This is a genomic window from Vreelandella salicampi, assembly GCF_013415105.1.
In the GTDB taxonomy this organism is placed as follows: domain Bacteria; phylum Pseudomonadota; class Gammaproteobacteria; order Pseudomonadales; family Halomonadaceae; genus Vreelandella; species Vreelandella salicampi.
On the sequence record NZ_JACCDF010000014.1, the window covers coordinates 57,251 to 83,291 of the forward strand.

Genomic DNA, 26,041 nt, shown 5'->3' on the forward strand with positions numbered 1-26,041 from the left:
CCTTACGGGTATTAGGAATGAGACAAACTCGGCCAGCCATACCTCAAACATTTTAAAATCTTGAGTGTTGGAGAAAACCGTTATGACATGCCTAAACCGCTTAATCCCGCTCTGTGCTGCTCTGCCCTTCACAGCAATGGCAGCGCCTGAAAATCTGAGTGACTGGCAGAATCAACGCAGCGACTCCGCATCGAATTGGACGATAACCCAATTGTTGGGGGATGACGTAATTGCAGGCGAGAACACTGAGGTCGGCGAAGTCACCGACGTGATACTCGACGATCAAGGCAATCTTCAGTCGCTGGTGATCTACTCCAACGGCAACGCGGTGGAACGCGGTTTCCGTACCGTCGAGTGGCCGGTTAAGCTCTTCGAGCCTAGCGATGTCCTGCTGTCCATTGGACACCAGCCTTCGGCATTTGGTGATCAGCAGGTCACGCTTTCGTCGGTGGAGCTTTTCGGCCAAAACCAACTCAGTGCCAGAGCCATGCTTGGTATGGGCGTACATGTGGAAGGTTCACCCTATGCCGAGATTGAGGACTTGATCTTGAATGATCAGGGGCAGGTCACTAGCGCGGTCATCGACCCGGATGGCATGGAAACCGACAACTACTGGATACCCACCGATTTCGGCTGGATCAACGAGGATTGGGTAATGACCATGCCCTACTCGCAGAGTGATATCGAGCAGTCGGGTTCGGATTGGGAAAATTAATATCCGCAGCAGAGCAAATAAATACATCTCAATAAGTTACTAAATAGACGCTGCATGAATTCCCGCCCTAGCTGCCAAGTAGCCGTGTCGGGATTCATGCCGCGTTTTTGGCTGGAAATTCCGGTACCGCCTATCAGGTGCCAGCGCATTGAAAGCCAAGCCCGACAAATTTTCTATTCATAGAAAGCTTATATTTTCTTTGCTTATGTACTACACCGTACTGATTGGACACATACGGCAGTGATACTGTGCTAAGTGTTCCGCGAATAATAATTTAGCAAGCCTGGTATCCTCGGCAGGTACGGTCTATGAACGATGATTTCCTTCTACTGGAAGCCCAAAAAGGCATTCACCAGCGAATCGCACGGCGCGCACCCTTACCTGAAACGCTGGACGGCATTGCTCAATGGATAGAGCAGTTGCTGCCCGATGCCATCGTGGCATTCATGGTTTACGACGCGAAAGAAAACACCCTGCGCCTACTCCCCAGTCCGCATTTTTCCGCTAACTACCATGAAAGCTTGCAGCGGGTTGAGGTCGCGCCTGATGTGGCGTCCTTCGGCACCGCAGCGCATGACCGCAACTTGGTGGTTACGGAGGATATCGCCTCTGACTCCCGCTGGAACCTTTTCCGCGACGCTGCCCTGTCTGAGGGGCTTCACGCCTGCTGGTCCAGCCCTGTGATCGCGCCCGAAGGTGAGTTGCTGGGTACCTTTAGCACCTACTACCGTACCCCTAAAGTGCCCACTGCCCATCATCAGCAACGGCTGCGCTATGCCGCCGCGCTGATCTCACTAGCGCTGGTGAGTGACAGAGATACCCAGCGCCATCGAAAACTCGCTGAACAGTACCGATCACTTCTGAATGGGAACTGCCGCGATGCCACCGAGCGAAAGCGCCAGAACGATACGCTGAGGCTGCTCAGCCGCGGGATCGAAGCCAGCCCCAACGGCGTGGTAATGGCCGATGCCCTCGAACCCGATATGCCCATTGTGTTCGCCAACCCGGCCTTTTTGACCATGACCGGTTATTCACACGATGAGGTGATAGGCAGTAACTGCCGTTTCCTACAAGGGCCGGAAACCGACGCCTCAGCGATTGAACAGATTCGCGCCGGCATCTTCGAGCAGTGCGGTGTCAGCGTCACTTTGCTCAATTATTGTAAGGATGGCTCCACGTTCTGGAATCAGCTGGATGTCAGACCGGTCTTCGACGACAACTATGTGTGCAGCCACTTTATCGGCATTCAGCAGGACATCACCGAGCAAAAAATGCAGGAAGCGCGCATCGCCTACCAAGCGACGCATGATTTGCTGACGGGGCTATATAACCTAACGGCCTTTACGAATCTGCTCGAAGACACCTTTCAGCGTAGCCAACAAGAATCATTGCTAATGGCGATGATGTACCTCGATCTGGATGGCTTCAAAGCTATCAACGATGGGCTTGGACACCATATCGGCAACCAGGTGCTAGACACCGTGTCCAAGCGTCTGGTAACACTGCTGAACCCGGTTGACGTGTTAGCACGCCTGGGTGGGGATGAGTTCGGCATACTTCTGACTCACTATGGCAACCGCAATAATGTGATCCAGTTGGCCGAGCGCATCCTTGATACCTTGTCACAACCCATCGAAGTGGACGATCAACTCCTCAAGGTCAGCGCCAGCATCGGCATCGCTTGCAATTGCCTGCCGCTGGAGCAGTCCCACGAAATCGTCCAGCATGCTGATCTGGCCGTGGAAGAGGCCAAGCGCCAGGGGCGCAACACATGGCAGTGGTATCGCGGGCGCCAGGCAGAGAAATCTCGGCACAATGTACTAATGCGCCATGACCTGCACACGGCGATACGCGAAGACCAGTTCGAGATGCACTATCAGCCCCTGATCGATGCCCAAAGCGGCTGTATATGCAGCGTCGAGGCGCTGGTACGCTGGCGCCATCCTACCCGTGGAATGATATCGCCGGGCGAATTCATCCCGCTGGCCGAGCAGACGGGGCAGATCATTCCGTTAGGGAATTGGATTCTAAATCAGGCCTGCCGCGATCTCGCCGAGCTAAGAGCCAACACAGGCCGGGAACTGCCGGTGGCGGTGAATATTTCATCGCTGCAGTTCTACCGCGATGGTTTTCTTGATGAGGTCAAAGACGTTTTGGCACGCTCAGGCCTGCCGCCGGAACTCTTGGAACTGGAAATTACCGAGAGTGTCCTACTGGACGGCGCCAAAAAGGTGATTGAGCTGATGGAGACGCTCAAGGAAATGGGGGTGCGGGTTGCGCTTGACGACTTCGGTACAGGTTTTTCAAGCCTCAGCTATCTGTGTGACCTACCCGCGCACAAGCTCAAACTCGACCGCAGCTTTGTGCAGAAGGCTCAGCATGACCATCGCACTGCCGCTATCGTGCAGGGTGTGATCACCATGGCACACCATATGGAGATGATCGTGGTCGCCGAAGGTGTCGAGACCCGAGAAGAGCAGCAGGGCATGATCTTTCGCCAATGTGATGTACTGCAAGGCTTTCTGTTCTCACGGCCACTGCCCTTGAATGACCTTATCACCTTACCGGAATACCTTATCGCCGATGTCTCATAATACTGACCACTGCTCGGACGAGTACGAAACGCGACGCTTACAGGCGCTGTCCGACTACGATATCCTCGACACGCCAGAGGACCCTGCGTTTGATGAGATCGTCGAATTGCTCTCGCTCATCTGCGAGACGCCCATCGCCGTCATCAACTTTATTGATCGTGATCGCCAGTGGTTCAAGTCGGTGAAGGGGCTCAATGTTTGCGAAACCCCGCTAGATGTCTCAATCTGCGCGCATGCCCTCTTGAAGCCGGGGTTGTTCGTTATACCTGACACCACCCAAGACTCGCGTTTCGCCAACAACCCTCTGGTGACCCACGACCCCCACCTGCGTTTTTATGCTGGCGCCCTACTGCAAAGCCGAGATGGCTATCCGCTGGGAACACTATGTGTACTCGACTATCACCCGCGTGAGCTGAGCGAGCGCCAACGCTTCGCGCTCCAGGCCCTCGCCAATCAGGTGATGGCGCACATGGAACTGATACAGGCACATCGCAAACAGACCAAGCTTGCCACCACCGACCAGCTAACCGGGCTACTCAACCGTCGCGCGTTTGAACAGCGCCTTGACCAAGAGGTCGCACTGATCAAGCGTGGAGGCGATCCCACCGCCTTGATGCTAATCGACCTAGATGGCTTCAAAACAGTCAACGATACCCTGGGCCACCACGCCGGGGATCAGGTTATCGAGCGTTTCACCGAGTTATGTCGTGAGACATTTCGCCAAGCCGATGTGATTGCCCGCTGGGGCGGAGATGAGTTTATGGTCATGCTGCCCAAAACCAACATGGCGGAAGCACAGCGTGCCGCCGAACGGCTTCACCAGCGCTTAGCCACGACACCAATGCTGAAAAACAGCTCCCCTGCATTTTACAGCACAGCCAGCATCGGCGTGTGCTCCCTGACAAGCGCCAGCAACATGGATGAGTGCTTGCAGAGAAGCGACAAGCTTCTCTATCAAGCCAAGGCTCAAGGCCGCAACCGTACGGTCTGTGAGGCGCAATAAATGCCTTACACATGGAAGACCTCGCCTGCCCCCGTCACCACCCGGTCACGCCCCCCTGCTTTAGCCTCGTAGAGGCGCTGGTCACCGATACGCATGAGTGAATCCATGTCATTGCCGTCACGGCCCATTTGGGCACACCCCATGCTGATGGTGATCTTAACTTCCTTGTCGAGTAGCCGGATCGCTAAGTCGTGAACAGCCAAGCGGCAACGCTCGGCGATCTCGTATGCCTGCTGAATATCGGCATTCGGCAGCAATATCTGAAATTCCTCACCCCCCACACGAGCCAGCAGGTCGGAGGGTCTCAGCTTCTCCGCTATCACTGAGGTCACGCGCTTGAGCACCTCGTCACCGGCCTGGTGCCCATATACGTCGTTGACCTTCTTGAAGTGATCAAGGTCCAGGCCCAGAAGCGATAGCGGCGTGCCGTCGCGCTTGGCCTGAGCTAGCTCCCCTTTGGCCTGCTTCATGAAGTAGCGTCGATTAGCCACGCCAGTGAGCCAGTCCGTGGCGGCCTGTTGGTTTAGGCGGGCATTGATTGCCTCGAGTTTTGCCAGGGCTTCCTGGGTCTGAGCCTGTTGCTCGCGAAGCTGCTCCATCACTTCCGCCTGGCTGTAGACGGTGGAAAAAGAGCGCGTGGTATGGAAGGCGTGAACGACGCCATAGCTGAGTAGGAAAAAACCAGCGAGGAAAATGGCATGAGCCAGCCACCATAGATGGCTCCACAAATCGGAGATCATGAAAGCAACCGACGCCTGGGCGAAAACCGCCATGGAGAGCATGTAGACGATCATCAACGACAGACGAATGCGCCGTAGGATAATGACGATGATACTGACCACAAGGAGCACGAATGCCAGCGCTTCCATCGCCTGGATCATGTTCTCCGCACGGACCAGCGGGTTCAGAATGAGGGCCGCAAGCCCCAGGTTGATGGTCAGGATAATGCCCAGCGCCACGCCCCAGGTGGCCGGGCGTCGGCGTGTCTCAGGAGAATCCGGCGGCACACCGAGGCGCTCTAGCGCGACCAAAAAGCAAACACCCATAGCCAAGCGGGAAGCCGGGCCATAGGCGATGAACACGTCCATCATGTCGTCGGAAATCTGGCTAAGAAGCGCATGGGGCAGATAGATCAGGGTGAAGCTCATAAACGCCAGGACCAGCCAGCGCAAAAATACCTCGCCGGACGCAAGGTAACAGCGCCAGGTCACATAGGTAATAAAAGCCCCTAGGGCGATAGCCAGTAGAGAACTCGCCTCATACAGGCCTGGCGCCTCAAAGCGCCGCTTGGGGTCTTGGAAAAGCGCCAAATAGCTGATCGCCATTAGCGGCAACAGGGCAATCAGTATCCCCAGCAAGCATAGATAGCCCCCCGTCAGGCGCCGAACGATGGCATCGGCTTTTCCTTCGGTGCCTGACGCCGTCATAACGACCGTGGCCAGCTTTTGAGTAACGCCAAGGCGTCATCAGCCAAGAGCGGGCGACTGAACAGATACCCCTGAATCACATCACACCCTAATTGATGCAACAAGGCGCGCTGAGCCTCATGCTCGACTCCCTCGGCAACCGTCTTCAACCCCAGGCCACGGGCGATACGGATAATGCCATCGACCAAATCGACGGCGCGCGAATCGTGAGGTACGTCGTCGATAAAACTTTTATCGATCTTGAGGGTATCGAGCGGCAGGTTCTTGAGGTAGCTCAGCGACGAATAGCCGGTACCGAAATCATCGAGCGCCACGGCGATGTTGTGGCTACGAAGAACGCGCATGGTCTGGATGGCCTGGTCGACATGGGACAGCAAACTTTCTTCAGTGAGTTCTAACGTCAGGCGTTCGGGAGCCACCCGATGCGCCTCGAGGGTACTGAGAACACGATCAACGAAACCTTCTTGATAAAACTGCGCAGCGGGAATATTGATCGCCATCCGCAAGGGCGCATCGCAGGGCTGTAGCGGCCAGTGCGGCGCTCTCTCACAGACCGTCCTGAGCGACCAGTCGGTCATCCGCCGTGACAGCCGGGCATTTTTTTCAGCCACCGGTACAAATTCCCCAGGGCTGACTTGGCCCAGTTTCTGATCCTCCCAGCGCGCCAGTGCCTCAAATCCCACAATGCGACTGCCGTCGGCAGTCACCAACGGCTGATAATGCTTGATCAGGCGATTATCAATCAGGGCCTGTTCCAGCCGTTGTTCGATGGTGTGGCAGCGTAGCGATATCTCCTCTGCTTCGTGACTGAAGACATGCACGCCGTGATGGGATCTTGGCCCATTGAGCGCGGCATGGGCCCTTTCGAGAAGGTCTTCAGGCGTCAGACCATCCAGGGGAGACAAGCTGATACCCACGTCGATATCCGGGCGAATCGTCGTTTCGTCCACTTCGATGGGATGGGAGAGTTTGTTGACGATGGGGGTGATGACGTCAAACAAATCACGCAACGCATTCAACGGTACCACGGCGCCAAAGCGAGCCATACTCAAATGGCCGGCGGCCAACACCTTGATATCGGGCGCGGTCAGACGCTTGGCCAGGCAGTTGACAATGGCGTCCCGAACACGGCGCCCATTGATGCGCGTGATTTCGTCGAGCTTGTTTAAGCGCAGATGCAGGACGGCGAGATAACGCTCCTCCTTGTTCGATAAATTGAGCAAGTGAGTGAGCGAGTCCCCGAACAGCGTCTCGTCGGGAAGGCCGGTGCGAGTATTGCGTTGGCCACGTTGACTGTTCTGCTGACGGGCGGCGGTAATGGCATGGCCATGGTGGATCAACTCCTCCACCAGGTTGCCAAAGGTCTGAAGCCAAGCTCGCTGCACTCGGGTGAGATAGCGTGAGTGGGTATCCATAATACAGAGGGTGCCAAGGGGCTGGCCGGTGGGTCCGCGCAGCACGGTACCCATGTAAAAGCGCAGGGACGGGCTACCTACCACCGAAGGATGGTGGCAGAAAAAGTCATCTTCCAAGGTATCGGGCACTTCCAGCATGTCCGTTTCGAGGGCATGCACGCAGAAGGACTCTTCGAGAGGCGTTTCATTCACCTCAAGCCCGACAGATGATTTGATCCATTGACGATCATCGTCAATCAACGTTACCGCGGCCATGGGTACCTTAAATATCTCGGCCACGAGGCGCGTGTAGCGATCAAAGTACTCCTCGGGTGGCGTATCCAGAATGCCGAGAGAGTGGAGTTCGGCAAGGCGCTCCCTCTCGTCAAAGGGCTGGTTTTTATCAAGGGGCTGTGCGGCGATGACGTTGGGCTGGTTCATGACACTCCCTCTTGGTAGCGCACCACTATTTGGGTGCTACCGTGTTATGTAGGGACAAGACCTTCGCTTGCCGAACCAGGTTTATTGGTACGTGAAAGGTATTGTCTGAGCCTTAAGAATTAGGCCCTTAGGCTTTATGCCTTAGGCCTGATCCAATATTTAGTGAGGGTAGTTCCGTGACGAAGTTGCTTCTGTGCGCTAGCGTACAGAGCATGCATTTATATTTATGTAAACCTATCGGCAGTTGAGCACGCATACCTCACATAGCTTGTTCGATATAGGAGAAACCGTCATGAACCAGCAACACGATCCGCGTCAAAATCATCTACTAGCAGCTCTGACAGATGAGGAATACGAGCGCTTGGCGCCCAACCTTGAGCGGGTCAACTTGACGCTAGGCGAGTCACTTGCCGAGTCGGGGCAGGCAATGCGTTACGTCTATTTCCCGACGGATTCCATTGTTTCCCTGCTGTGCGTCATGGAAGATGGCGATTCGACGGAAATCGCCGTCGTTGGCCCTGAGGGTATCGTCGGCATTTCGCTGTTCATGGGCGGCGAAACCACCCCAAGCCGTGCCATCGTACAAAGTGGCGGGACGGCTTATCGCCTTAAGGGACACCTGCTGAAGGACGAATTCTACCGTGCTGGGCCAATGCAGCGCCTGATGCTGCGTTACACTCAGGCACTGCTCACCCAGATGGCGCAGACAGCCATATGCAATCGGCACCACAGCCTGGATGAGCAACTATGTCGCTGGCTGTTGCTAAGCCTGGATCGCTTGCCGACCAACGAGCTGCTCATGACTCAGGAGCTGATCGCCAACATGCTTGGCGTGCGCCGTGAGGGCGTCACTGAGTCGGCCGGCAAGCTGCAAAAAGACGGCCTGATTGCCTACCATCGCGGGCGAATCACCATTCTGAATAGGGCCGGCTTGGAAGAGCGGGTCTGCGAGTGCTACGAGACCGTCAAGCAGGAGTATGATCGCTTGCTGCCCTACACTCATAGCGGCAAAGCATTTCTCCGCGATTAAATGTAAAAACAACAAGTTAAGGAAACTTAACGACCTATATTTTCTTCTTTTTATGTTCCACAGCGTACCGACTGAATAAGCACTTCAGTGCTACCGTGAGTGATGTCGTCGGCGGGAAGTTATTTTTCCTGATCGGTCTCTGACATCGGAGTACCATATTGTTTTTTTTTCCATGTGCCGATGGCCTTTTCTTCACGCCAGGAGCAAGCACATGGGTTTCACTACCCCTTTTTTACCGACCAATCGACTTATCGAAAGCCTGCCTGAAGAGGAGAGAAAACGCTTTCTCGCTGACTGCGAGATAGTAGAGATGGAATTCGGCCAGATGCTAGTCGAGCCGGGTGAAATTATCTCGCATGCCATTTTCCCCCTCGACTGCCTCGTTTCTCTGATAGCCACGTTAGAAAGCGGCGGTCGGCTGGAAGTTTCCATGGTCGGCAATGAAGGCATGATGGGCATCCCCCTGATGCTCGGGGCACAGACAAGCTCACTACAAGCGCTTATTCAGGGAGTGGGGCCGGCGCTGCGCATGTCGTCGGCTTGCTTCCAGGATCACCTGGCGCAGAGTCCCACCCTTGAGAGGCTCATGAAGCGCTATCTCAACTTTTTGATGAGCCAAATATCTCAGTCTGCCGTCTGTACCCACTACCATCCGCTAGAAGCGCGGATGGCGCGCTGGTTACTCATGACCCACGACAGAACTCGCGGGGACCAGCTACGTATCACCCACGAGTTTCTTTCCAACATGCTAGGCGTGCGTCGTGCGGGCGTCACCCTGGCCGCCAAGGCGATTCAGAATCGCGGCCTGATCAGCTATCAACGTGGCCGGATCATCGTGCAGGATCGTGCCGGCCTCGAAGAAGCGTCTTGTCGCTGCTACGTCGCTGATCGCAATATCTATGACCAGATGCTAGAACAGGTAGCGTGTCCTATGCATACCAGCGCCCATAAATAGCGGCGGCAGTGCGGCTAATTGCTCCTGTTCCTGGAGTTGCACGCGGCCCAGGGTATAGTCGCCGCCTTGATTGATCAGCAAGAAGCCTTGGAAGCCATCGCGCAGTCCTGAGTCCTGTACTCGCAAGAGGCGCTGGTCATCCACATGGACTTGCATTATGCCGTTCTGGTCACGGGTCCAAGCGATAGTGTGGAAGCGGCCATCTTCAAGATCCAGCCTGCCTTCATGGCGGGCCACCTCTTCAACACTCGTGGACGTCAACCTGACTAAGCGAAGCCCCGGGCGCGAGCCAGCAGAGTAGACCAATCGGTAGCCGGTACCGTTGGGCCGATTGCCCTGGAAGAGCCCCAGCTCCAGACTGCCCGGCCGCTGACGAGAAGCGATTTCCAACTCCATCCTGAAGGCATTGTCGACCGGGGCATTGACGAAGATGCGCGCCGGTTCTGCATTAGTGGGCGTGTCATCTCGTTGGGCGTTGCCCAGCTGATTTTGGATCAGCTCCAGCATGGCCAGGCCAATCTCTTCCGGGCGTTCGGCGCTGAGCCTACGTGATTCGCGACCAGACGACCGCTGAGTCGCAACGATGCTGCGTAATCCATTGTCATCGACCTCGAAGTCGCCGCTAAGTACGGTCCAAGGTGGATTCCGCCGAAAATCGCCGTCGCTAAAGTTATCCTGCAGCGCGACGCGGCGCGAGGCTATAGTTGGCGACTCCGAGGCTTCCTGATCCGTCTGGCGCAGGCGTTTCAGTAGCTCAGCCGATGCATTGCCGTCACGGGCCATGTCTCTATTGCCCTGGTACTCGCGTATCGCGCTGCGAGTGCGGCTTCCCATTAGACCATCCGCCGGGCCGGCATCATAACCGAGCCGGTTAAGCTCGCGCTGTATCTCGGCCACCCCTTCCCGATCCGACAACGTCGCGATGTCGGGCCGGGATCGCGATGTCGCCTGTGAAGCAGATTCCTCTTCCGGTTTCCAGGCACGCGCCGCCTGCTGCGCCTCGGCTATCTGCCGAGTCGTCATGCGTTCTGTTAGAGAATCACGCGCCGCAGCGGCATGGCGATTACCTCGAGCCGCCGCTAAGTTATACCACTGGTGAGCCAGCACGAAGTCCTGTGGTGTCCCGCTGCCCGCCTCGTGCAGGCGACCCAGCATGTACTGCGCATCGGCATCACCGCTACGGGCCACTGCGCCAAACGCCTGCAGCGCTTGGCGATACTCTTGTCGCTCGTAATGGCGCATGGCCTCGGCGTAATCGGCGCTGGCCAACGCGGCGGGGCCGGACAGAAGGAGCAGGATCATAAATCCTTTGATGATCATCATGGGGCTTCTCCCGTGGGTTGGGCGGCATCTTCGACTTTCACCCTCTTGATGAAGGCTCGCCGTACTGCCTCAACGAAGGCCGAGAACGGACAAAATCACCATCACGATGACGACTGCACCGATTATGTAGACAATATTGTTCATAAAAACTCTCCGGTTTAGCGCAAGCTCCTGTTTCAGGATGCTGCGTGATACATCGTATTTTGATGGCGTCGCCGTCCCTGCGACGCTCGGTGCAACAGATCCCTGTAAAGCGTCTCCCTCGTTCCCTTGCTACACCCAGGTTGAGGATATGCCATGAGTGGCCTTCCATCTGTGCGCCAACGAACAGAGCTAAAAGGATTATTTTTTAGCGCAAGCGGAGCGGTAAGTAAGGTGCGTTGCTTTCATAAAAATTAACTATTACGCCCCATGATTGTGCCCATTACCCATCGTCATACCAATTCCCAATAATCACGCTATCCTTTTGTTAAGCTTCTTTTCTTCTAAACACACAGCAGCCGTGCCCTGACGAACTTCGCTCTGACCATCATTAACGTGCATGAGCAGTTTTTTATAACGGCTTTCAATAACTATGAATAATCAGGAGGCAGCGTTTGGAGCTATTTCACTTCGCCTTGGATAATGCAGGCCTACTGCTGTCACGCACGATCGAGCATATTGCGCTGGTGGGTGTCGCCGTTGGCATTGCCGCGTTGACGGGCGTACCGATTGGCATCGCCATTACCAAAAATGAGCGTGTCGCGCAGAGTGTCCTCTACCTAGCGTCCATTATCGTTACCATCCCTTCAATCGCACTTTTCGGGATTATGATTCCGGTTTTGTCGCTCATTGGGCATGGCATCGGCTATGTGCCAGCGGTTATCGCGGTATTGCTGTACTCCCAACTACCCATCATCCGCAACACGTACACGGCGATTAATAACGTTAATCCCGCCTTGCGAGAAGCCGCTAGGGGCATCGGCATGAGCCCCAATCAGCGGCTGCGTTTGGTCGAAATCCCGCTTGCAGTACCGGTCATCATGGCGGGGGTTCGCACGGCCGTGGTGCTCAATATCGGTGTCATGGCGATTGCTGCCTATATCGGTGCAGGCGGTTTGGGTACCTTCATCAGCCGGGGTATTTCTCAATCAGATCCGCGCCAACTGATTGTCGGCGCAATCGCCGTGAGCCTGCTGGCCATTATCGTTGACTACTCGCTGCTGTATTTACAAAAGCGCCTAACCCCCAAAGGGATGAGCCGTGAGGCCGCAGCGAGCTAAAGCCTCTTTCCAGATGTCATTTCTAAATAAGAGACACCCCTATGATTCGACTGGATAACCTGACGAAGGTGTTCGATACGCAAAAAGGCGCCGTGGTAGCCGCTGACCATATCAATATGGAAGTGCCGGAAGGAGAAATTTGTATCCTTTTAGGCCCCTCGGGTTGCGGCAAGACCACGACGCTCAAAATGATCAACCGCATTGTTAAGCCCACTGCCGGTAAAGTGTTTATCAATGGCGACGATACCACCGGTCTCGATACCCAAACACTGCGCCGCAATATTGGCTACGTGATCCAGCAGATCGGCTTGTTTCCCAACATGACGATTGAGGAAAACATCACCATTGTGCCGAAGCTCTTGGGCTGGGATAAAGCCAAGTACAAGGCACGGGCGCGTGAGATGATGGCGATGATCGCACTGGAGCCGGATGCGTTTCTTAAGCGCTTTCCCAGTGAATTATCGGGCGGACAACAGCAGCGTATTGGTGTAGCCCGCGCGCTTGCCGCCGACCCGCCGGTGATGCTGATGGATGAACCCTTTGGGGCCATCGACCCGATCAACCGTGCGGTCATTCAAGATGAGTTCCTTAAAATGCAGCAGGAGCTCAACAAAACCATCATGTTCGTGAGCCACGACATCGATGAAGCGATCAAAATGGGCGACCGCGTGGCGGTTTTCCGTGAGGGGAAGTTGGTTCAGTATTCCACGCCCGACGACTTGCTGGCGGCACCCAAAAACGCCTTTGTGGAATCCTTCCTCGGCGAAGACCGCGCACTTAAGCGCTTAAACTTGGTGAAAGTGCGCGAAATTGTCACCGATGAAATCGCCACAGTCGTACCAAGCGACACGCTAGAGACAGCGATGGCGAAAATCGATGACTACGGCTATCAAAATGCCATTTTAATGGTCAACGAGCGAAAGCAACCCGTCGGCATTATTAACCGCTCCGTTGCTCGAACTACCAAAGGCTATTGCCGCGATCACTTCCAGGCCGTCCCGGCGGTTGTCGATCTTGACGACGACCTGCGCAAAGCCGCCTCGCTGATGTTTGCCCACGACCAGACCTGGCTACCCTGCGTCAATGATGAAGGCACGGTGTGCGGGCAAATTACCCAGCGCGCCATGACCAGCCACTTAGGCGCACGCTATCGCGCTCGCCAGGGGGATGATCGCAAGCCATCGGCGGCCATTAAGGAGTAACCATGCCTATTCGATCCATAAAAGGGGCGCTTAAGGTACTGGTGCTGGTGGCTATTTTTTTCGCCGGGGTATGGAGCCAGTCTAGCGGCATCATCGATGAGTTTGTGTGGTATCTGCCTGACGTTAAGTATTTGATGGTGCAGCATATCTGGCTCACGGTGATGTCGGGTAGTTTGGCGATCCTCGTTGCCATTCCGCTGGGTATTGTGCTGTCGCGCCCCAAAATGGCGAACGTAGCCGAGTCACTCATGCAAGTGCTCAACGTCGGTACCACCATCCCTACCCTTGCCGTGCTCGCATTGTCGATGAGCTTTTTAGGGATTGGTACGGTACCGGCCGTTTTTGGCCTGTTTGTGGCCACGCTGCTGCCCATTACCCGTAACACCTATACGGGATTGAAGGGGGTTAACCCAGCCCTCATGGAAGCGGCCGCGGGTATTGGTATGTCACCCATGCAGCGGCTTTTCAAAGTCGAGCTGCCCAACGCCCTCTACGTGATTTTTGCGGGGATGCGTACAGCGCTAACCATCAATGTGGGTACGGTTCCCCTGGCGTTTTTGATCGGCGCTGGCGGTCTTGGTGAGCTAATTTTTACCGGCATAGATCTGTACGACCCGGTCATGATGCTATCAGGCGCCATTCCTACGGCACTTTTGGCCATTGTGGTCGATGCGCTGATCGCGCTTGTCGCGTTTCTCCTAGTTCCCCGCGGGGTCAACCCCAGCCGGGCCTAGCGCTTAAGCTCCATTAACCTCTAAGCTTCACTAACAAAAGAAGGACCCGATGATGAAAACATTAACCACCGCACTGACAAGTATTGCCCTTGCGAGCAGCGTCTCGCTCGCTAATGCCAACGAAATCAGCGTTGGCGGTAAGAACTTTACCGAGCAGCAGATCCTCTCCACCATGACGACACAGTACTTGGATGGTTTGGGTTACGACGTCGATAATCGCTCAGGTATGGGCTCGGCCATTTTGCGCCAAGCCCAAGAAAACGGTCAGATTGATCTTTATTGGGAATACACCGGCACGTCCCTGATCAACTACAACGACATTACCGAAAGCCTAAACCCTGAAGAGACCTACCAACGGGTCAAGGAACTCGACGCCGAAAAGGGGCTTACCTGGCTTGAGCCGTCGGATGCCAACAACACTTATGCGCTTGCTATGCGCGAAGCTGCCGCCGAGGAACAAGGCATCGAAACGCTCTCCGACCTGGCCGAAGCGGTCAATAATGAAGAAGGCCTAACCTTTGCGCTTAACGCCGAATTCTACGCCCGAGAAGATGGCTGGCGCCCGCTGATGCAAGCCTATGATTTTCGCGTGGGTCGCAGCGAAGTGAGCCGCATGGATACGGGCTTAGTTTATCAAGCACTGCGTAATGAAGAAGTCGATGTCGGCCTGGTATTTGCCACCGACGGCCGTATCCCTGCGTTTGACTTTTACGTGCTCGAAGACGATCAGGGCTTTTTCCCGTCTTACGCCCTCGCCCCAGTGGTTCGCACGGATACGCTGGAAGCCAACCCTGAACTTGCCGAGCAGATGAATCGCCTTTCGGCACTGCTAGATGATGAAACCATGGCCGAACTCAATGCCAGCGTGGATGTCGAGCGCGAGTCAATTGAAGACGTGGCAAGGGGCTTCCTCGAAGAGAATGATCTGCTGTAACCGCTGCTTAAGTTACCGCCCCGAATACCTCGGGGCGGACTCCACCAGCATCTCAACTTCTAGGATATTCATGAAAACCCAACTGAAAGCCTTGGCGCTATCCGCCCTCACTCTTTGCTTTTCTAGTTTGGCCCAAGCCGAGACGCTTAGTATCGGCGGCAAAAACTTTACCGAACAGCTGATCCTAGCCTCCATGACCAGCCAATACCTGGAAGGGCAAGACTATGATGTCGACGAACGATCAGGTATGGGCACTTCAGTGTTGCGTCAAGCCCAGGAAAACGGCCAGATCGACCTTTACTGGGAATACACGGGCACCTCGCTGATCAGCTACAATAAAGTGGAAGAGAAACTATCCCCCGAGGCAACCTACGAGCGCGTCAAGCAACTGGATGGTGAGAAAGGGCTGGTTTGGCTCGATCCTTCCGACGCGAACAACACGTATGCGCTGGCCATGCGCGAGGGCCACGCTGAATCGTTGGGCATCAACAGCATCTCCGATTTGGCTCGTGTAATCAACGAAGGCAACGCCCTGACACTGGCCTCCAACGCCACTTTCTATTCCCGTGATGATGGCCTACGCCCGATGCAGGAAACCTACGGCTTCGAATTCGGTCGGCGCAACGTTTCACGCATGGACCAAGGGCTCACCTTGACCGCACTGGATGACAAACAGGTCGACGTCGCCATGACCACCGCCACCAACGGGCGCATTCCAGCCCTAGACCTAACAGTGCTGGAAGATGACAAGGCATTCTTCCCCGACTACGCTCTAACGCCTGTGGTGCGTGAAGATACGCTGGAAGCCAACCCTGAGCTAGCCGGCCAGATGAATCGTCTTTCAGCACTGCTAAACGACGCGACCATGGCCGAACTCAATGCCCGCGTGGATGTTGATCGCGAGTCAGTCGAAGACGTAGCAGAAAGCTTTCTACGAGAGAATGATCTGCTCTAGGCGCTCGTGCATGGCGCTGGCATAATACCTCGCTAGAATATCGCCACAAAGCCGCTCCATTGGAGCGGCTTTTTCAATGGGGGAGCCAATGCATTATCAAGACAAACTTCGCGTCGGTGCCGCGCAGATCAATACCACACTGGGTGAGTTGAACCCCAACATTGACCACCATTTGGCACTTATTGCCGAGGCGGAGCGTAAAGGTGTGGAGTTGCTGGTGTTCCCCGAGCTTTCATTAACTGGCTACCGCCTGGCGAACCGAGTGATGCAGGTGGCGATGCCGCTGGAAGACCCTCGCCTGAAAGCCCTGGCTGATGCATGCGGCTCTATGCAAGTGGTGGTGGGTTTTGTGGAAGAGGCGAGCCCCGGTGAGTATTACAACGCACTGGCCATTTTTCAGCACGGTCAGCTGATGGCCGTGCATCGCAAGCTCAATCTGCCTACCTATGGCGGGCTGGAAGAAGGCAAATGGTTTACCCATGGCAGCGAACTCACCCACACCGACATTTGCCCTGGCTGGTCCGCCACGCAGCTGATTTGCGCCGATTTATGGAATCCGGCGCTCGTGCACGCCGCCCTTCTCGCCCGCCCGACGGTGCTTTGCGCGCCGATTAACTCGGCCAGCGGCATCGTCAGCGACGACTTTTCCAATGAAGAAAACTGGGCGTTGAATACGCGGTTTTACGCCATGACCTACGGCACGCCAGTCATTATGGCCAATCGCTTTGGGCCGGAGGGCGAGAGCCACTTTTGGGGCGGCTCGCGAATCCTCGGCCCGGGTGGTGAAACCCTCGCGCAGGCCGACGACGAAGAGGCGCTGATTGTGGCGGATCTTTCTCGCACCGCCATTGCCAAAGCACGCTTTGAGTTACCTACGCATCGCGATGCCGATACACCATTGGTCAGGGAGTTGATGGCGGGTTATCGCTAGCAACAGCCAGCTTGCCCGCCGGAGGGAACATCCGGCGGGCAGGGGTAACGAAACATTCAGTGGGAGGGAAAGTTAAACTGTGCCGATTCTTGCGCACTTTCCTTCGGCCAGCGCTGAGAAATCGCCTTACGCCGAGTGTAAAAGCGCACCGAGTCAGGGCCGTAGGCGTGCAAGTCGCCAAACAGTGACTCTTTCCACCCACCGAAGCTATGGAAGGCTACTGGTACGGGTAGCGGCACGTTGATACCCACCATGCCGACTTCAATCTCATCGGCGAAGCGGCGTGCCGCCTCCCCTGCGCGGGTAAATAAGCAGGTGCCGTTACCATACTGGTGTGCATTGATGAGCTCAACGGCTTGATCGAAATCATCCACGCGAACGACACACAAAACGGGGCCAAATATCTCGTCTTGGTAAATACGCATCGCTGACGTGACGTGATCAAATAGCGTCGCGCCAAGAAAGTATCCAGGGGCGTTTTCCACCAGCGGATGTTGGCGGCCGTCGAGTCTTAGTTCCGCGCCGGCCGATTCGCCTTGAGCGATATAGCCAGCCACCCGATCACGATGAGCCTCGTTCACCAACGCGCCCATATCCAACCCAGGCTCTGTTCCGGGCCCAATATTAAGGTGCTTCGCTTTTTCCGCAATTTTGTCTACCAGCACATCAGCGGTATTTTGACCCACACACACCACCACCGAAATCGCCATGCAGCGCTCACCGGCACTACCGTAAGCGGCGCCAATCAAGGTATTGGCCGCATTTTCAAGGTCAGCATCAGGCAGCACGACCGCATGATTTTTTGCTCCACCCAATGCTTGCACGCGCTTACCCAGTGCAGCACCGCGCTGATAAATCGCTTTGGCTACTGGAGTCGAGCCAACGAACGACAGCGCTTTAACGTTTGGGTGTTCGATGAGCGCGTCGGCGGCTTCACGGTCGCCCTGTACGACGCTAAACACGCCGGCTGGCAAGCCCGCCTCTTCAAGGAGTTCTGCCATTTTGATCGCCACCGAAGGCACTTGCTCTGACGGTTTCAGAATAAAGCAGTTGCCACACGCAATCGCCATGGGGAACATCCATAGTGGCACCATCGTGGGAAAGTTGAACGGTGTGATGCCCGCGACGCCCCCCACAGGCTGATGGTTTGACCACGTATCAATGCCAGGTCCGGCGTTGTGAGAATACTCGCCCTTTAACAACTCAGGAATACCGCAGGCGTATTCGACATTCTCAATGCCGCGCTTGAGCTCTCCCATGGCATCTTCCAGCACTTTGCCATGTTCTTCGCTAATCAGCTCACATAGTGCCTCAGCGTCACGTTCTAGGAGCATTTTGAAGCGATACATGACCTGTACGCGTTTGCTAGGTGGCATATCACGCCAGGCAGGATACGCCGTTAGCGCTTTTTCCACGGCTGTATTCACCGTGTGCGTATCCGCCATTGCCACTTGGCGCACCGTTTTCCCAAACGCCGGGTCTACGACGGGTAAATAACGTGTTGCTTCTATAGGGTCCCCCCCTATCCAGTGGGGGACGGACTTAAGCGATGCATCGGTCACGGGGTTATACTTCCTTATTTAGCAGCTCGTCGTTGAAGGGGTAGCGTGAGAGTTTTTCGATACCGGTATCGGTAATCAACACCTCTTCTTCGAGTTTGACACCATCGGCCGCGCCGACCTCGCCAATATAGCTTTCGACCGACACCACCATGCCCGGCTCCAGAACACCGTCTTTGGAGAACCTATCGAAATCCATATGGTGTGCCACCAGCGGCGTTTCGCCGTGCATCCCTACGCCATGAATGATCGAGGGATAGCGGCGATCGATAAAGCGCTCGGGGATTTTCCAGGCTTGTTCGGCAATTTCACGGTAGCTAACGCCCGGTTTAAGCAAGCCCATGTTGTGGTGAACCTGGTCGTACGCCATGCGATAGATCTCGCGCTGATAGGCAGAAGGTTTGCCTGGCCCAACGTGGAACGTACGCGAGAAATCCGAATAGTAGCCGTGGCAGCCGATGGTATCGGTATCCAGCGCGACCAGCTCGCCAGGGCGAATCTTGCGGTCGCTGGCCTCGTTGAACCAGGGGTTGGTGCGCGGCCCGGAAGAAAGAAGGCGGGTTTCGATAAACTCACCGCCGCCTTTGATCACTTCGCCGTACATGATCGCGAACAGTTCGTTTTCGGTGATGCCCGGTTTAATCGCGGCTTCGACTTCTGCCACGGCGGCTTCACTGGCGGCCATCGACTGCGCCAGGCAGGCAATTTCCTCGGGCGTTTTGATGCGGCGACAGTGCAGCGTGTCCTGCATGCAGTCATAAACATCAAGCCCCTGCGCTTCTAACGCCCGCGCGAGATTAAGCGCACAACGGTCAAGGCCGACTTTCTTATTACCCTTGCCGTGCTCCTTAACCAGTTCGGCAATCTCGACACCAAAGGGGTCAGATGACATGCCGTCGCGCTGATTCACCGCCGACCACACCACCTTCGAAGTGCGCGCCTCATCGATGGTCTCAAGCCAGGTGGAGACGTGCGCACTGCCGGGGTATTCAAACAGAATAATCGGCCCTTCCAGCGGTACGTAAACGTAACGCGTGGAGTTTCGCAGGAAGTAACCAAACATATTGCGCGACCCTGTCGCGTAGCGCTGGTTATTGGGGTCAAACAGCACCAATGCCGCATAGCCTTCTTCCGCCATCATGGCACGCAGGCGCTCGAGGCGTCCGGCTCGCAGCTGCTTCGGATCAAAGGCCGTGGGTATGCTATCGCCGTTGGCCATTGGCGCCGACGGCACCACAGGGATCTGATCCGGTTCGTTATCGGTAAGATTTTCGCTTTCAACAATACTCATGGTATCTCTCGCGTCAGGTTTGGGTTCGCATAACGGGGAACGTTCAAACGTTTCTTAGTCGGCTAGGCTATCGCTACGCTGCATGCCGTCTTTAAGGATTTGTTCATGAACCGGCGCCATGCGACCGAAAATACGCTCAGCACGTTCCGGACGACCGATAAACCCAGGCTCTTTAGCGTAGGCAAAAATCACAGTGTGACGCTCTTTATCGCCCTCAACCGGCGTGACACGGTGGAGAGAGTAGCGCCCAAAGAATACCTGCAAGTCCCCCGGCTGGAGATCCAGCGCTTTCAAGCGTGAGCGGTCACCGTCGATGACTTTTTCTACTTCATCAAAGTTTTCCCCCTCGGGGCTACGGATGCCCGGCACGTACTCGAAACGACCACCGCTATGCGATTGACGCGTCATCAGCGTGACGATGAACTCGTTGGTGTCGTAATGCCATGGGTGCTGGCAGCCTTCGCGCAACACGTTTACCACTAAGTCAGCCAACGGATCGGCGTACTGATGAATTTCCTCCATGCCAACCACGGCCCCGATAAAGCGCTGAAACTCCGGGTTTTCATATACCTGGCGGATAATGGTGTCACCATCGATACAGTCCCCGGCCACAAAACCATTGGTGCGATCATCAAAACGATTTTTTGGATGGCTGGCTGGCAGCGAGGGGTCTCCTTCACTGTTATACGGGTTCGTCTCGGTTTGGTTGTAATGAGCATCGGGCGATAACCGTTCAGTTTCCCGTTCAAGACGTGCTAGCGCCTCCTCGGGAACAAAGTTTTTAAGCACGACGCAGCCATCTTCGTCTAACTGACGGCGGCATTGTGCGATTAGCGTCCGTCCGGTTTCGCTGTCCAGCGCATTAAGAGGATAGGTTTTGAGATCGATAAGGCCATCTAATGCATTCGCCGATGGAGCAACCGCGGTCGCTTGCATGAAAACTACTCCTGTCGAATTAACGAATATTGTCTTAAATGAGGTCGTTTGAATGAGGTCACGTTAAATAACGTTTTAGACAGAGTAGTGACGGATACCTCATAATAGAAATGAATAGTTGAGATACCACCCATTTAAAAGGCTCATGCACTATGGATACGGATTTACTCCGCGCCTTCGTCACCGTGGCGGAATGCCAAGGGTTTAGCGCCGCTGGCAAGGTACTACATCGAACCCAGTCCGCGATGAGCCTGCAAATAAAGCGCCTTGAAGATCAGATGCGTCAACCGCTCTTTGAGCGCACTAGCCGTAGCGTGTTGCTAACGGCCGCCGGAGAGCGTTTGCTGCCCTACGCACGCCACATGCTCAAGTTAGAAGATGAAGCCAAAGATTTACTTAAGGGTGGGACGCATGGCGAAATCATTCGGCTAGGCACCTCTGAAGAACAAGCGGCTACCTACTTACCCGATCTGCTGCCACGCTTTTCAGCGCAGTTTCCCCATATTCAGCTAGAAGTACAGTGCGATATCAGCGATGCGCTGGTGAAGCGCTTTCAGGAGGGGCTGCTGGATGTTGTGCTATCGGTGAGACATAAGCCCACCCAGTCAGGGCAACTACTCGGTTGGGAGCCAATGGTGTGGGTAGTTGCTGAGCATGCCCCGCTGACGCAATGGCCAACATTGCCACTGGCCTTAAACCCCGAAGGCTGCATTTTTCGTGCGCATGCGTTGTCAGCACTCGGGCGAGAGGAGAAACGCTGGGAGCTTCGCTACGTCAGCCAATCCCCAACCGGCATTAATGTCCCCGTGCAAAACGGGCTTGCACTCACTGTTAAAACACCGCGCAGTGTACCGCCAGGCTGTCGAATCGTGACAGAAGCCGATGGATTGCCTGACCTGGGGCATGTGGAAATAGAGCTTCACCAGCGCCCAGGGCATTCCAGCGAAGCGTTTGAAGCATTTTGCCAAGCGTTGGAAGCAGTCGTTACCCAGCATGACGCCATTGCATGCCTTGGTGACTGACCCCGAGTCACTGAGGTAACCAAACAGAGACATTACAGGCGGAAAAAACAAAAAAACCAGTAACGTCTTAATATAAAAAGTTTTAACTATCCTGCTTGCTTCATTTCTAATTATCTTTAACCACTCAAAAATTACAAAAATTTAACATTCCACAAAACTACGCCATAATTAGAAACAACGCTATGTACTTGCATTCCATCACCTTAGCGTTGCTTTCTTTATTATGCATTTCAGTAAATTAGAATATAAAAGTAAAGATGACTTCCACTAGGAACTATCTTGCATATGAATAAACAAAAAATTTTTATGAATATGGAAGATGAGCCTATAACGACACTGCCGAGAAAGCTTCTGATCATGGGGTGCGAATCCCATGGGTATGATATTGCCGAAGCTTTGGAAAACGCTCTATGGAATGTCAGGCATGCCCGGAACCAACAGGAAGCCAGCTCCATTATAGAAAATGACGGCAGATCTCTTACGGCCATAGCCATAATAAATAATACTGATTCACGGCAGCTAGAAGACCTACAGGGACTGATAGATATGCACCCGGAGATAGCGTTGCTAGCTGTGGTGGATCCCTCCTCGCTTCAAGTGGAGCGAGTCCGCCGACTTATCCACCAATATTTCTTTGCCTTTTTAACGCTTCCCCTGGACCCTATCAAAGCCCAACACCTCCTTGAAGCAGCATGGGAGATGACTCTCCTGTCATCTCCCTCTCCGAACCCATTCCGAGACGAAGACTTGGGAATGGTAGGCAGCTCACCGGTAATGCAAAGCCTTTACCGCTCCATCTATCGAATTGCAAAAGTAGATGCACCGGTACTGGTAACCGGGGAGTCGGGCACAGGGAAGGAACTTATCGCACGGGCGATCCACGACCAATCACCAAGAAGAAATGGCCCCTTCAACGCTATCAACTGCGGTGCATTACCCCCAGGGCTGATCCAGTCTGAACTATTCGGCCATGAAAAGGGGGCATTCACCGGCGCAGGCCAACGCAAATTCGGCATTATTGAATCCACCAGTGGTGGCACCCTTTTTCTGGATGAAATAGGCGATTTACCCTTGGATATGCAGGTCAGTCTTCTGCGGTTTCTGGAGAATAATCACGTTTTTCGTCTTGGCAGTCTGAAAGAAGTCAAGGTCGACGTAAGGGTCCTCGCTGCTACACACGTAAACCTTGAGGCGGCTATTGAACATGGAACATTTCGTGAAGACCTCTACCACAGACTAAATGTACTTCAGTTGACGCCCCCTCCCCTTCGCGAACGTCGCGAAGATATCGAAGAGATAGCAAACTTTTTCTTCAAAAAATACCGCACGGAGAAAGCCACAAAAGTGAAGGGCTTCAACCAAGAAAGCCTTCTCTTGATGCGCCAGCATTCATGGCCGGGCAATATCCGAGAACTGATCAATAGAGTCCGAAGGGCCATGGTGATGTGCGACCAGCGCCTGATCAGACCAGAGGATCTTGGTCTGGAGCGTAGGCAAAGCCCATCTCGTGGCCAAGTCACCTTGGAGCAGGCTCGTGACCTGGCAGAACAGAGCGCCATCAGAGCATCCTTGGCTCGCAATAAGTATCAAGTACAGCATTCGGCCTGTGAGCTGGATGTTTCACGGGCGACTTTGTACAGGCTGATCGAGAAGCACGGGATCGACCGGCCATTAGGAAAAGACCCTCAAATAGCAAGGGGAACCACACCATGATACGAAATAAAAAGAACTTGGTTTATGTCGGCGGTCTGCTATCGCTTTTCAGCGTTCCCCCCATTCTGGCGCAGGATAATATCCAGCCAGTCGGCCAGGAGCCTGAGGAACGGGAAGTCCAACCGGACGTCCAGGCCATAGCTGAATATGGCGGCGTATTGACGCCCAAGGGCAGGCTGGTATTGGAACCGGAGTTCCAGTATTCCCACGAGAGCATCAACAGGATGACATTCCAGGGTGTGGAGGTATTGAGTACCCTATTGATCGGTGTGTTCACGGCAGAGGATGTCGATCGGGACAACTACACGGCCGCTTTAACAGGCCGACTAGGCTTCACCGACCGACTGGAACTGGAGATGAAGGTACCCTATGTCTACCGGGATGAGTCGAACCGCGTCACCGTTTCTGAAGTCGACCCCGACTTCACGCTGAATCGTGAGCTATCCAATGATGCACTAGGCGATATCGAGTTGGCCGCCCACTACCAGCTCAACCGTGGTCTTAATGGCATGCCCTATTTCATCGGCAACCTGCGCTACAAGAGCACTACCGGCGAGGGGCCCTTCGATATCCGCCGCAACAGCGCCGGAACTCCATTGGAACTGACCACCGGCACGGGCTTCCAATCTATCGAACCCAGCATCACCATGCTGTTTCCCTCTGCACCGGCCGTATACTTCGCCAATCTTGGCTATGTGTTTCACTTGGAAGATGATATTAACCAGCAAGTTACCCAGGGTGAAGACGACCTTTTCATCGGTGATGTCGACCCTGGAGATGCCGTGCGACTTAGCTTCGGTATGGCCTACTCCATTAACCCGAAAACGTCTTTCACGCTGGGCTACAAAAACGATTTTATCGGCAAGACCAAGACAAAATATGTCAACAACACTAGCGGCACTACTACTCAGGTGAGTTCCAACACCCTGAACGTCGGATCCCTGCTGCTCGGATGGAGCTACCAGATTAATCCCGATGTCTCGGTCAACCTGGGCCTAGAGCTGGGTATCACCGATGATGCACCGGACACGACTCTGAGCCTTCGCATGCCCATCGGCATGGGCATCTTCTAGCCAAAGGCGAAAACACGACGGCTGCCAAATCGGCAGCCGATTTTTACCTATTGGCGCAGGATACCCGAAAATGAGTCAACAATAGACGCCCGCAGTTTGGCTGCTTTCAATGCCCCAATGTTGTTGAGTCGCACGTCGATTTTGATTTGCTGCTGTATAACCCGCCCGGAGGCATTACTCACCACACCACTGACGATGGCGTTTTGTGTGATATTGTGCAAAGCCGCCGTAAAGCCTTTGGGATCGTTCAGAGCCACGCCGGAAAAATCAGCCAGGCCTGAAAGCTCGACACCTGCGGGGGTCATGTCGGTTATAGAAAGCCCAGTACCGGGCCCTACTTGATTCGCTGAAAGAGAGGGATCTCGGAACGTCTGAGACACGATATCCACGCCTGCCTTCGTGAAGTTCACAACCGAGATCAGCTCGATACTATTATCGATCATCGTCTGCAGCCTAGCCCCAAAATCCACGTCGAGCCCACCAACATTGAACCCAGCCCGCATCTGATCGAGTTCATTCTCGGCGATGACGGTTCCTCGATAGAAGTCATCCCTCACCACAGACAGTAACAAGATCTCAGTATAGAGAGTCACCGGTACCTGATAATCAAAGTCATGCGCCCATTGCCTATTTACTGCATGTGCATCATGTTCTACCAGAGGGGCCGCCTGAGCTCCCGCAGTCGCCAGCACCAACAGGGCGCCTATCCACCGTTTTCCACTTACCCTTTGCATAATCCTAGCGCGCGACAGCATCTTCATATCTCCTTATCACCGACCCATCTCATTGCTGGCAGGTAGTGTCAACAGGCTGGCACCAATGCTGATGCGGTTCACACCTCTCGACAGCGGTGAGTCGGGGCGTACAGCCCAATCCTGCTCATGGTTAAAGTGGTTACGGGCAATCTCGATCGCTTCGCGCACCCCCAGAACCGATCCGTTCCACAGCATCTCGAAGTACTCCCTTGGCAACACCTGGGTACCTGCCGCGGGATCTCCCACCAGAATATTGTCGGCATCAATGCCCTTGACGACAACGAAATGCTTGTAGCCCCCGGTGTTTACCATGGTGATGGCCGGCACCCCGATTTGCAGAAAGTCATCCAAGCTGATCCTGAACCCATCGGCATTGAGCCCTTGGGCATCCAGATAACGCTTCATGTCCAGCATGGAAAAGCCGTGTTGCTGTATCTGCTCAGCGTCCCCAGCTCGTATCATGCTCTCGAAGACCTCTGCCTCGGTGGTTTCACGCTGGTAATGGAAAGTCAGTAGCGTTGCAACGGATGCGGAACCACAGCTGAAGTCGTACTGCTGCCGAATCACTCTGTCCCAGCCTTTCTCCTGCAGGCTTTTAGCCCCCACCTGAAAACTTCCGAAACGATTAGTAATGGCCACTTGGCCGGCATGGGCCATCAAGGTGCTTCCAGTAAGCAGCAGTGATGCCATACCACAGCAGAGTTGCTTAAACAGTTGCCTGGACAGTTGTTTGGAAAGATGCCTGGACAGTTTCATGGCACGTCATCTCCTGGCTGGAAAACCGCGAACCCG

At 54.7% G+C, this 26,041-nt stretch carries 22 protein-coding genes; 14 read left to right on the forward strand and 8 right to left on the reverse strand.

Features of this window, described 5'->3' with window-relative positions; translation table 11 throughout:
* Positions 1 to 82: 82 nt before the first annotated feature.
* The 3 genes from HZS81_RS14840 (at position 83) to HZS81_RS14850 (ending at position 4,312) form a co-directional block, all read left to right on the forward strand.
* Positions 83 to 715, forward strand: coding sequence for a PRC-barrel domain-containing protein (locus HZS81_RS14840; RefSeq protein WP_179931292.1), 633 nt, complete (start codon positions 83 to 85; stop codon positions 713 to 715).
* 308 nt (positions 716 to 1,023) lie between these two features.
* On the forward strand, positions 1,024 to 3,309 hold the full coding sequence (locus tag HZS81_RS14845; protein ID WP_179931293.1) for a putative bifunctional diguanylate cyclase/phosphodiesterase: 2,286 nt from the start codon (positions 1,024 to 1,026) through the stop codon (positions 3,307 to 3,309).
* A complete protein-coding gene (locus HZS81_RS14850; RefSeq protein ID WP_179931294.1) occupies positions 3,299 to 4,312 on the forward strand; it encodes a GGDEF domain-containing protein in 1,014 nt (337 codons plus the stop codon). The genes HZS81_RS14845 and HZS81_RS14850 overlap by 11 nt, the downstream gene beginning before the upstream one ends.
* Positions 4,313 to 4,317: 5 nt before the next feature.
* Here the strand turns inward: HZS81_RS14850 and HZS81_RS14855 are convergent, their stop codons facing one another.
* Together HZS81_RS14855 and HZS81_RS14860 are read right to left on the reverse strand one after the other, a co-directional pair.
* A complete protein-coding gene (locus HZS81_RS14855; RefSeq protein WP_179931295.1) occupies positions 4,318 to 5,739 on the reverse strand; it encodes a GGDEF domain-containing protein in 1,422 nt (473 codons plus the stop codon).
* Complete coding sequence (locus tag HZS81_RS14860) at positions 5,736 to 7,574, reverse strand: putative bifunctional diguanylate cyclase/phosphodiesterase (RefSeq protein ID WP_179931296.1); 1,839 nt, start codon at positions 7,572 to 7,574, stop codon at positions 5,736 to 5,738. The genes HZS81_RS14855 and HZS81_RS14860 overlap by 4 nt, the downstream gene beginning before the upstream one ends.
* Before the next feature lie 292 nt (positions 7,575 to 7,866).
* Here HZS81_RS14860 and HZS81_RS14865 point away from each other — a divergent pair, with 292 nt between their 5' ends.
* Both HZS81_RS14865 and HZS81_RS14870 read left to right on the forward strand, forming a co-directional pair.
* Entirely contained in the window at positions 7,867 to 8,604 is a 738-nt protein-coding gene (locus HZS81_RS14865; RefSeq protein WP_179931297.1) for a Crp/Fnr family transcriptional regulator, read from the forward strand.
* Between the two features lie 211 nt (positions 8,605 to 8,815).
* A complete protein-coding gene (locus HZS81_RS14870) occupies positions 8,816 to 9,559 on the forward strand; it encodes a Crp/Fnr family transcriptional regulator (protein ID WP_179931298.1) in 744 nt (247 codons plus the stop codon).
* Here HZS81_RS14870 and HZS81_RS14875 read toward each other — a convergent pair.
* Positions 9,515 to 10,882: a peptidoglycan-binding protein gene (locus tag HZS81_RS14875; protein ID WP_179931299.1), complete on the reverse strand. Its 1,368-nt coding sequence runs from the start codon at positions 10,880 to 10,882 to the stop codon at positions 9,515 to 9,517. The genes HZS81_RS14870 and HZS81_RS14875 overlap by 45 nt on opposite strands.
* A 596-nt stretch (positions 10,883 to 11,478) precedes the next feature.
* Between HZS81_RS14875 and HZS81_RS14880 the strand changes: the two genes are divergently transcribed.
* The 6 genes from HZS81_RS14880 to HZS81_RS14905 all read left to right on the forward strand — a co-directional run bounded on the left by HZS81_RS14880 (position 11,479) and on the right by HZS81_RS14905 (position 16,900).
* A complete protein-coding gene (locus HZS81_RS14880) occupies positions 11,479 to 12,144 on the forward strand; it encodes an ABC transporter permease (protein WP_179931300.1) in 666 nt (221 codons plus the stop codon).
* Between the two features lie 41 nt (positions 12,145 to 12,185).
* Positions 12,186 to 13,346 (forward strand): ABC transporter ATP-binding protein, encoded by a 1,161-nt coding sequence (locus HZS81_RS14885; RefSeq protein WP_179931301.1) that lies wholly within the window; start codon positions 12,186 to 12,188, stop codon positions 13,344 to 13,346.
* A 2-nt stretch (positions 13,347 to 13,348) separates the two neighbouring features.
* Complete coding sequence (locus tag HZS81_RS14890) at positions 13,349 to 14,080, forward strand: ABC transporter permease (protein ID WP_179931302.1); 732 nt, start codon at positions 13,349 to 13,351, stop codon at positions 14,078 to 14,080.
* Positions 14,081 to 14,132: 52 nt separating this feature from the next.
* Entirely contained in the window at positions 14,133 to 15,014 is an 882-nt protein-coding gene (locus tag HZS81_RS14895) for a glycine betaine ABC transporter substrate-binding protein (protein WP_422141722.1), read from the forward strand.
* Positions 15,015 to 15,084: 70 nt separating this feature from the next.
* Complete coding sequence (locus HZS81_RS14900) at positions 15,085 to 15,969, forward strand: glycine betaine ABC transporter substrate-binding protein (protein WP_179931304.1); 885 nt, start codon at positions 15,085 to 15,087, stop codon at positions 15,967 to 15,969.
* A gap of 88 nt (positions 15,970 to 16,057) precedes the next feature.
* A complete protein-coding gene (locus tag HZS81_RS14905; RefSeq protein WP_179931305.1) occupies positions 16,058 to 16,900 on the forward strand; it encodes a nitrilase-related carbon-nitrogen hydrolase in 843 nt (280 codons plus the stop codon).
* A 56-nt stretch (positions 16,901 to 16,956) separates the two neighbouring features.
* Here HZS81_RS14905 and HZS81_RS14910 read toward each other — a convergent pair whose 3' ends face one another.
* The 3 genes from HZS81_RS14910 to HZS81_RS14920 are packed head-to-tail and all read right to left on the reverse strand — an operon-like array spanning position 16,957 to position 20,686.
* The gene (locus tag HZS81_RS14910; protein WP_179931306.1) at positions 16,957 to 18,462 is read right to left on the reverse strand and encodes a CoA-acylating methylmalonate-semialdehyde dehydrogenase; all 1,506 of its coding nucleotides are present in this window, start codon (positions 18,460 to 18,462) and stop codon (positions 16,957 to 16,959) included.
* Positions 18,463 to 18,466: 4 nt separating this feature from the next.
* A complete protein-coding gene (locus HZS81_RS14915; protein WP_179931307.1) occupies positions 18,467 to 19,750 on the reverse strand; it encodes a M24 family metallopeptidase in 1,284 nt (427 codons plus the stop codon).
* 54 nt (positions 19,751 to 19,804) lie between these two features.
* Positions 19,805 to 20,686, reverse strand: a complete 882-nt coding sequence (locus tag HZS81_RS14920) for a HalD/BesD family halogenase (RefSeq protein WP_179931308.1) — start codon at positions 20,684 to 20,686, stop codon at positions 19,805 to 19,807.
* Positions 20,687 to 20,838: 152 nt separating this feature from the next.
* Here HZS81_RS14920 and HZS81_RS14925 point away from each other — a divergent pair, with 152 nt between their 5' ends.
* The 3 genes from HZS81_RS14925 (at position 20,839) to HZS81_RS14935 (ending at position 24,494) form a co-directional block, all read left to right on the forward strand.
* Complete coding sequence (locus HZS81_RS14925; protein WP_179931309.1) at positions 20,839 to 21,708, forward strand: LysR family transcriptional regulator; 870 nt, start codon at positions 20,839 to 20,841, stop codon at positions 21,706 to 21,708.
* A 285-nt stretch (positions 21,709 to 21,993) separates the two neighbouring features.
* Positions 21,994 to 23,421 carry a sigma-54 dependent transcriptional regulator gene (locus HZS81_RS14930; RefSeq protein ID WP_241697525.1) on the forward strand — a complete coding sequence of 476 codons (1,428 nt, stop codon included), beginning with the start codon at positions 21,994 to 21,996 and terminating at the stop codon, positions 23,419 to 23,421.
* Positions 23,418 to 24,494: a transporter gene (locus HZS81_RS14935; RefSeq protein WP_179931310.1), complete on the forward strand. Its 1,077-nt coding sequence runs from the start codon at positions 23,418 to 23,420 to the stop codon at positions 24,492 to 24,494. The genes HZS81_RS14930 and HZS81_RS14935 overlap by 4 nt, the downstream gene beginning before the upstream one ends.
* A gap of 47 nt (positions 24,495 to 24,541) precedes the next feature.
* On the opposite strand, the gene HZS81_RS14940 is transcribed toward HZS81_RS14935, so the two are convergent.
* Both HZS81_RS14940 and HZS81_RS14945 read right to left on the reverse strand, forming a co-directional pair.
* Entirely contained in the window at positions 24,542 to 25,249 is a 708-nt protein-coding gene (locus tag HZS81_RS14940) for a hypothetical protein (RefSeq protein WP_179931311.1), read from the reverse strand.
* Positions 25,250 to 25,264: 15 nt separating this feature from the next.
* Positions 25,265 to 26,005: a C39 family peptidase gene (locus HZS81_RS14945; protein ID WP_241697526.1), complete on the reverse strand. Its 741-nt coding sequence runs from the start codon at positions 26,003 to 26,005 to the stop codon at positions 25,265 to 25,267.
* Positions 26,006 to 26,041 lie beyond the last annotated feature (36 nt).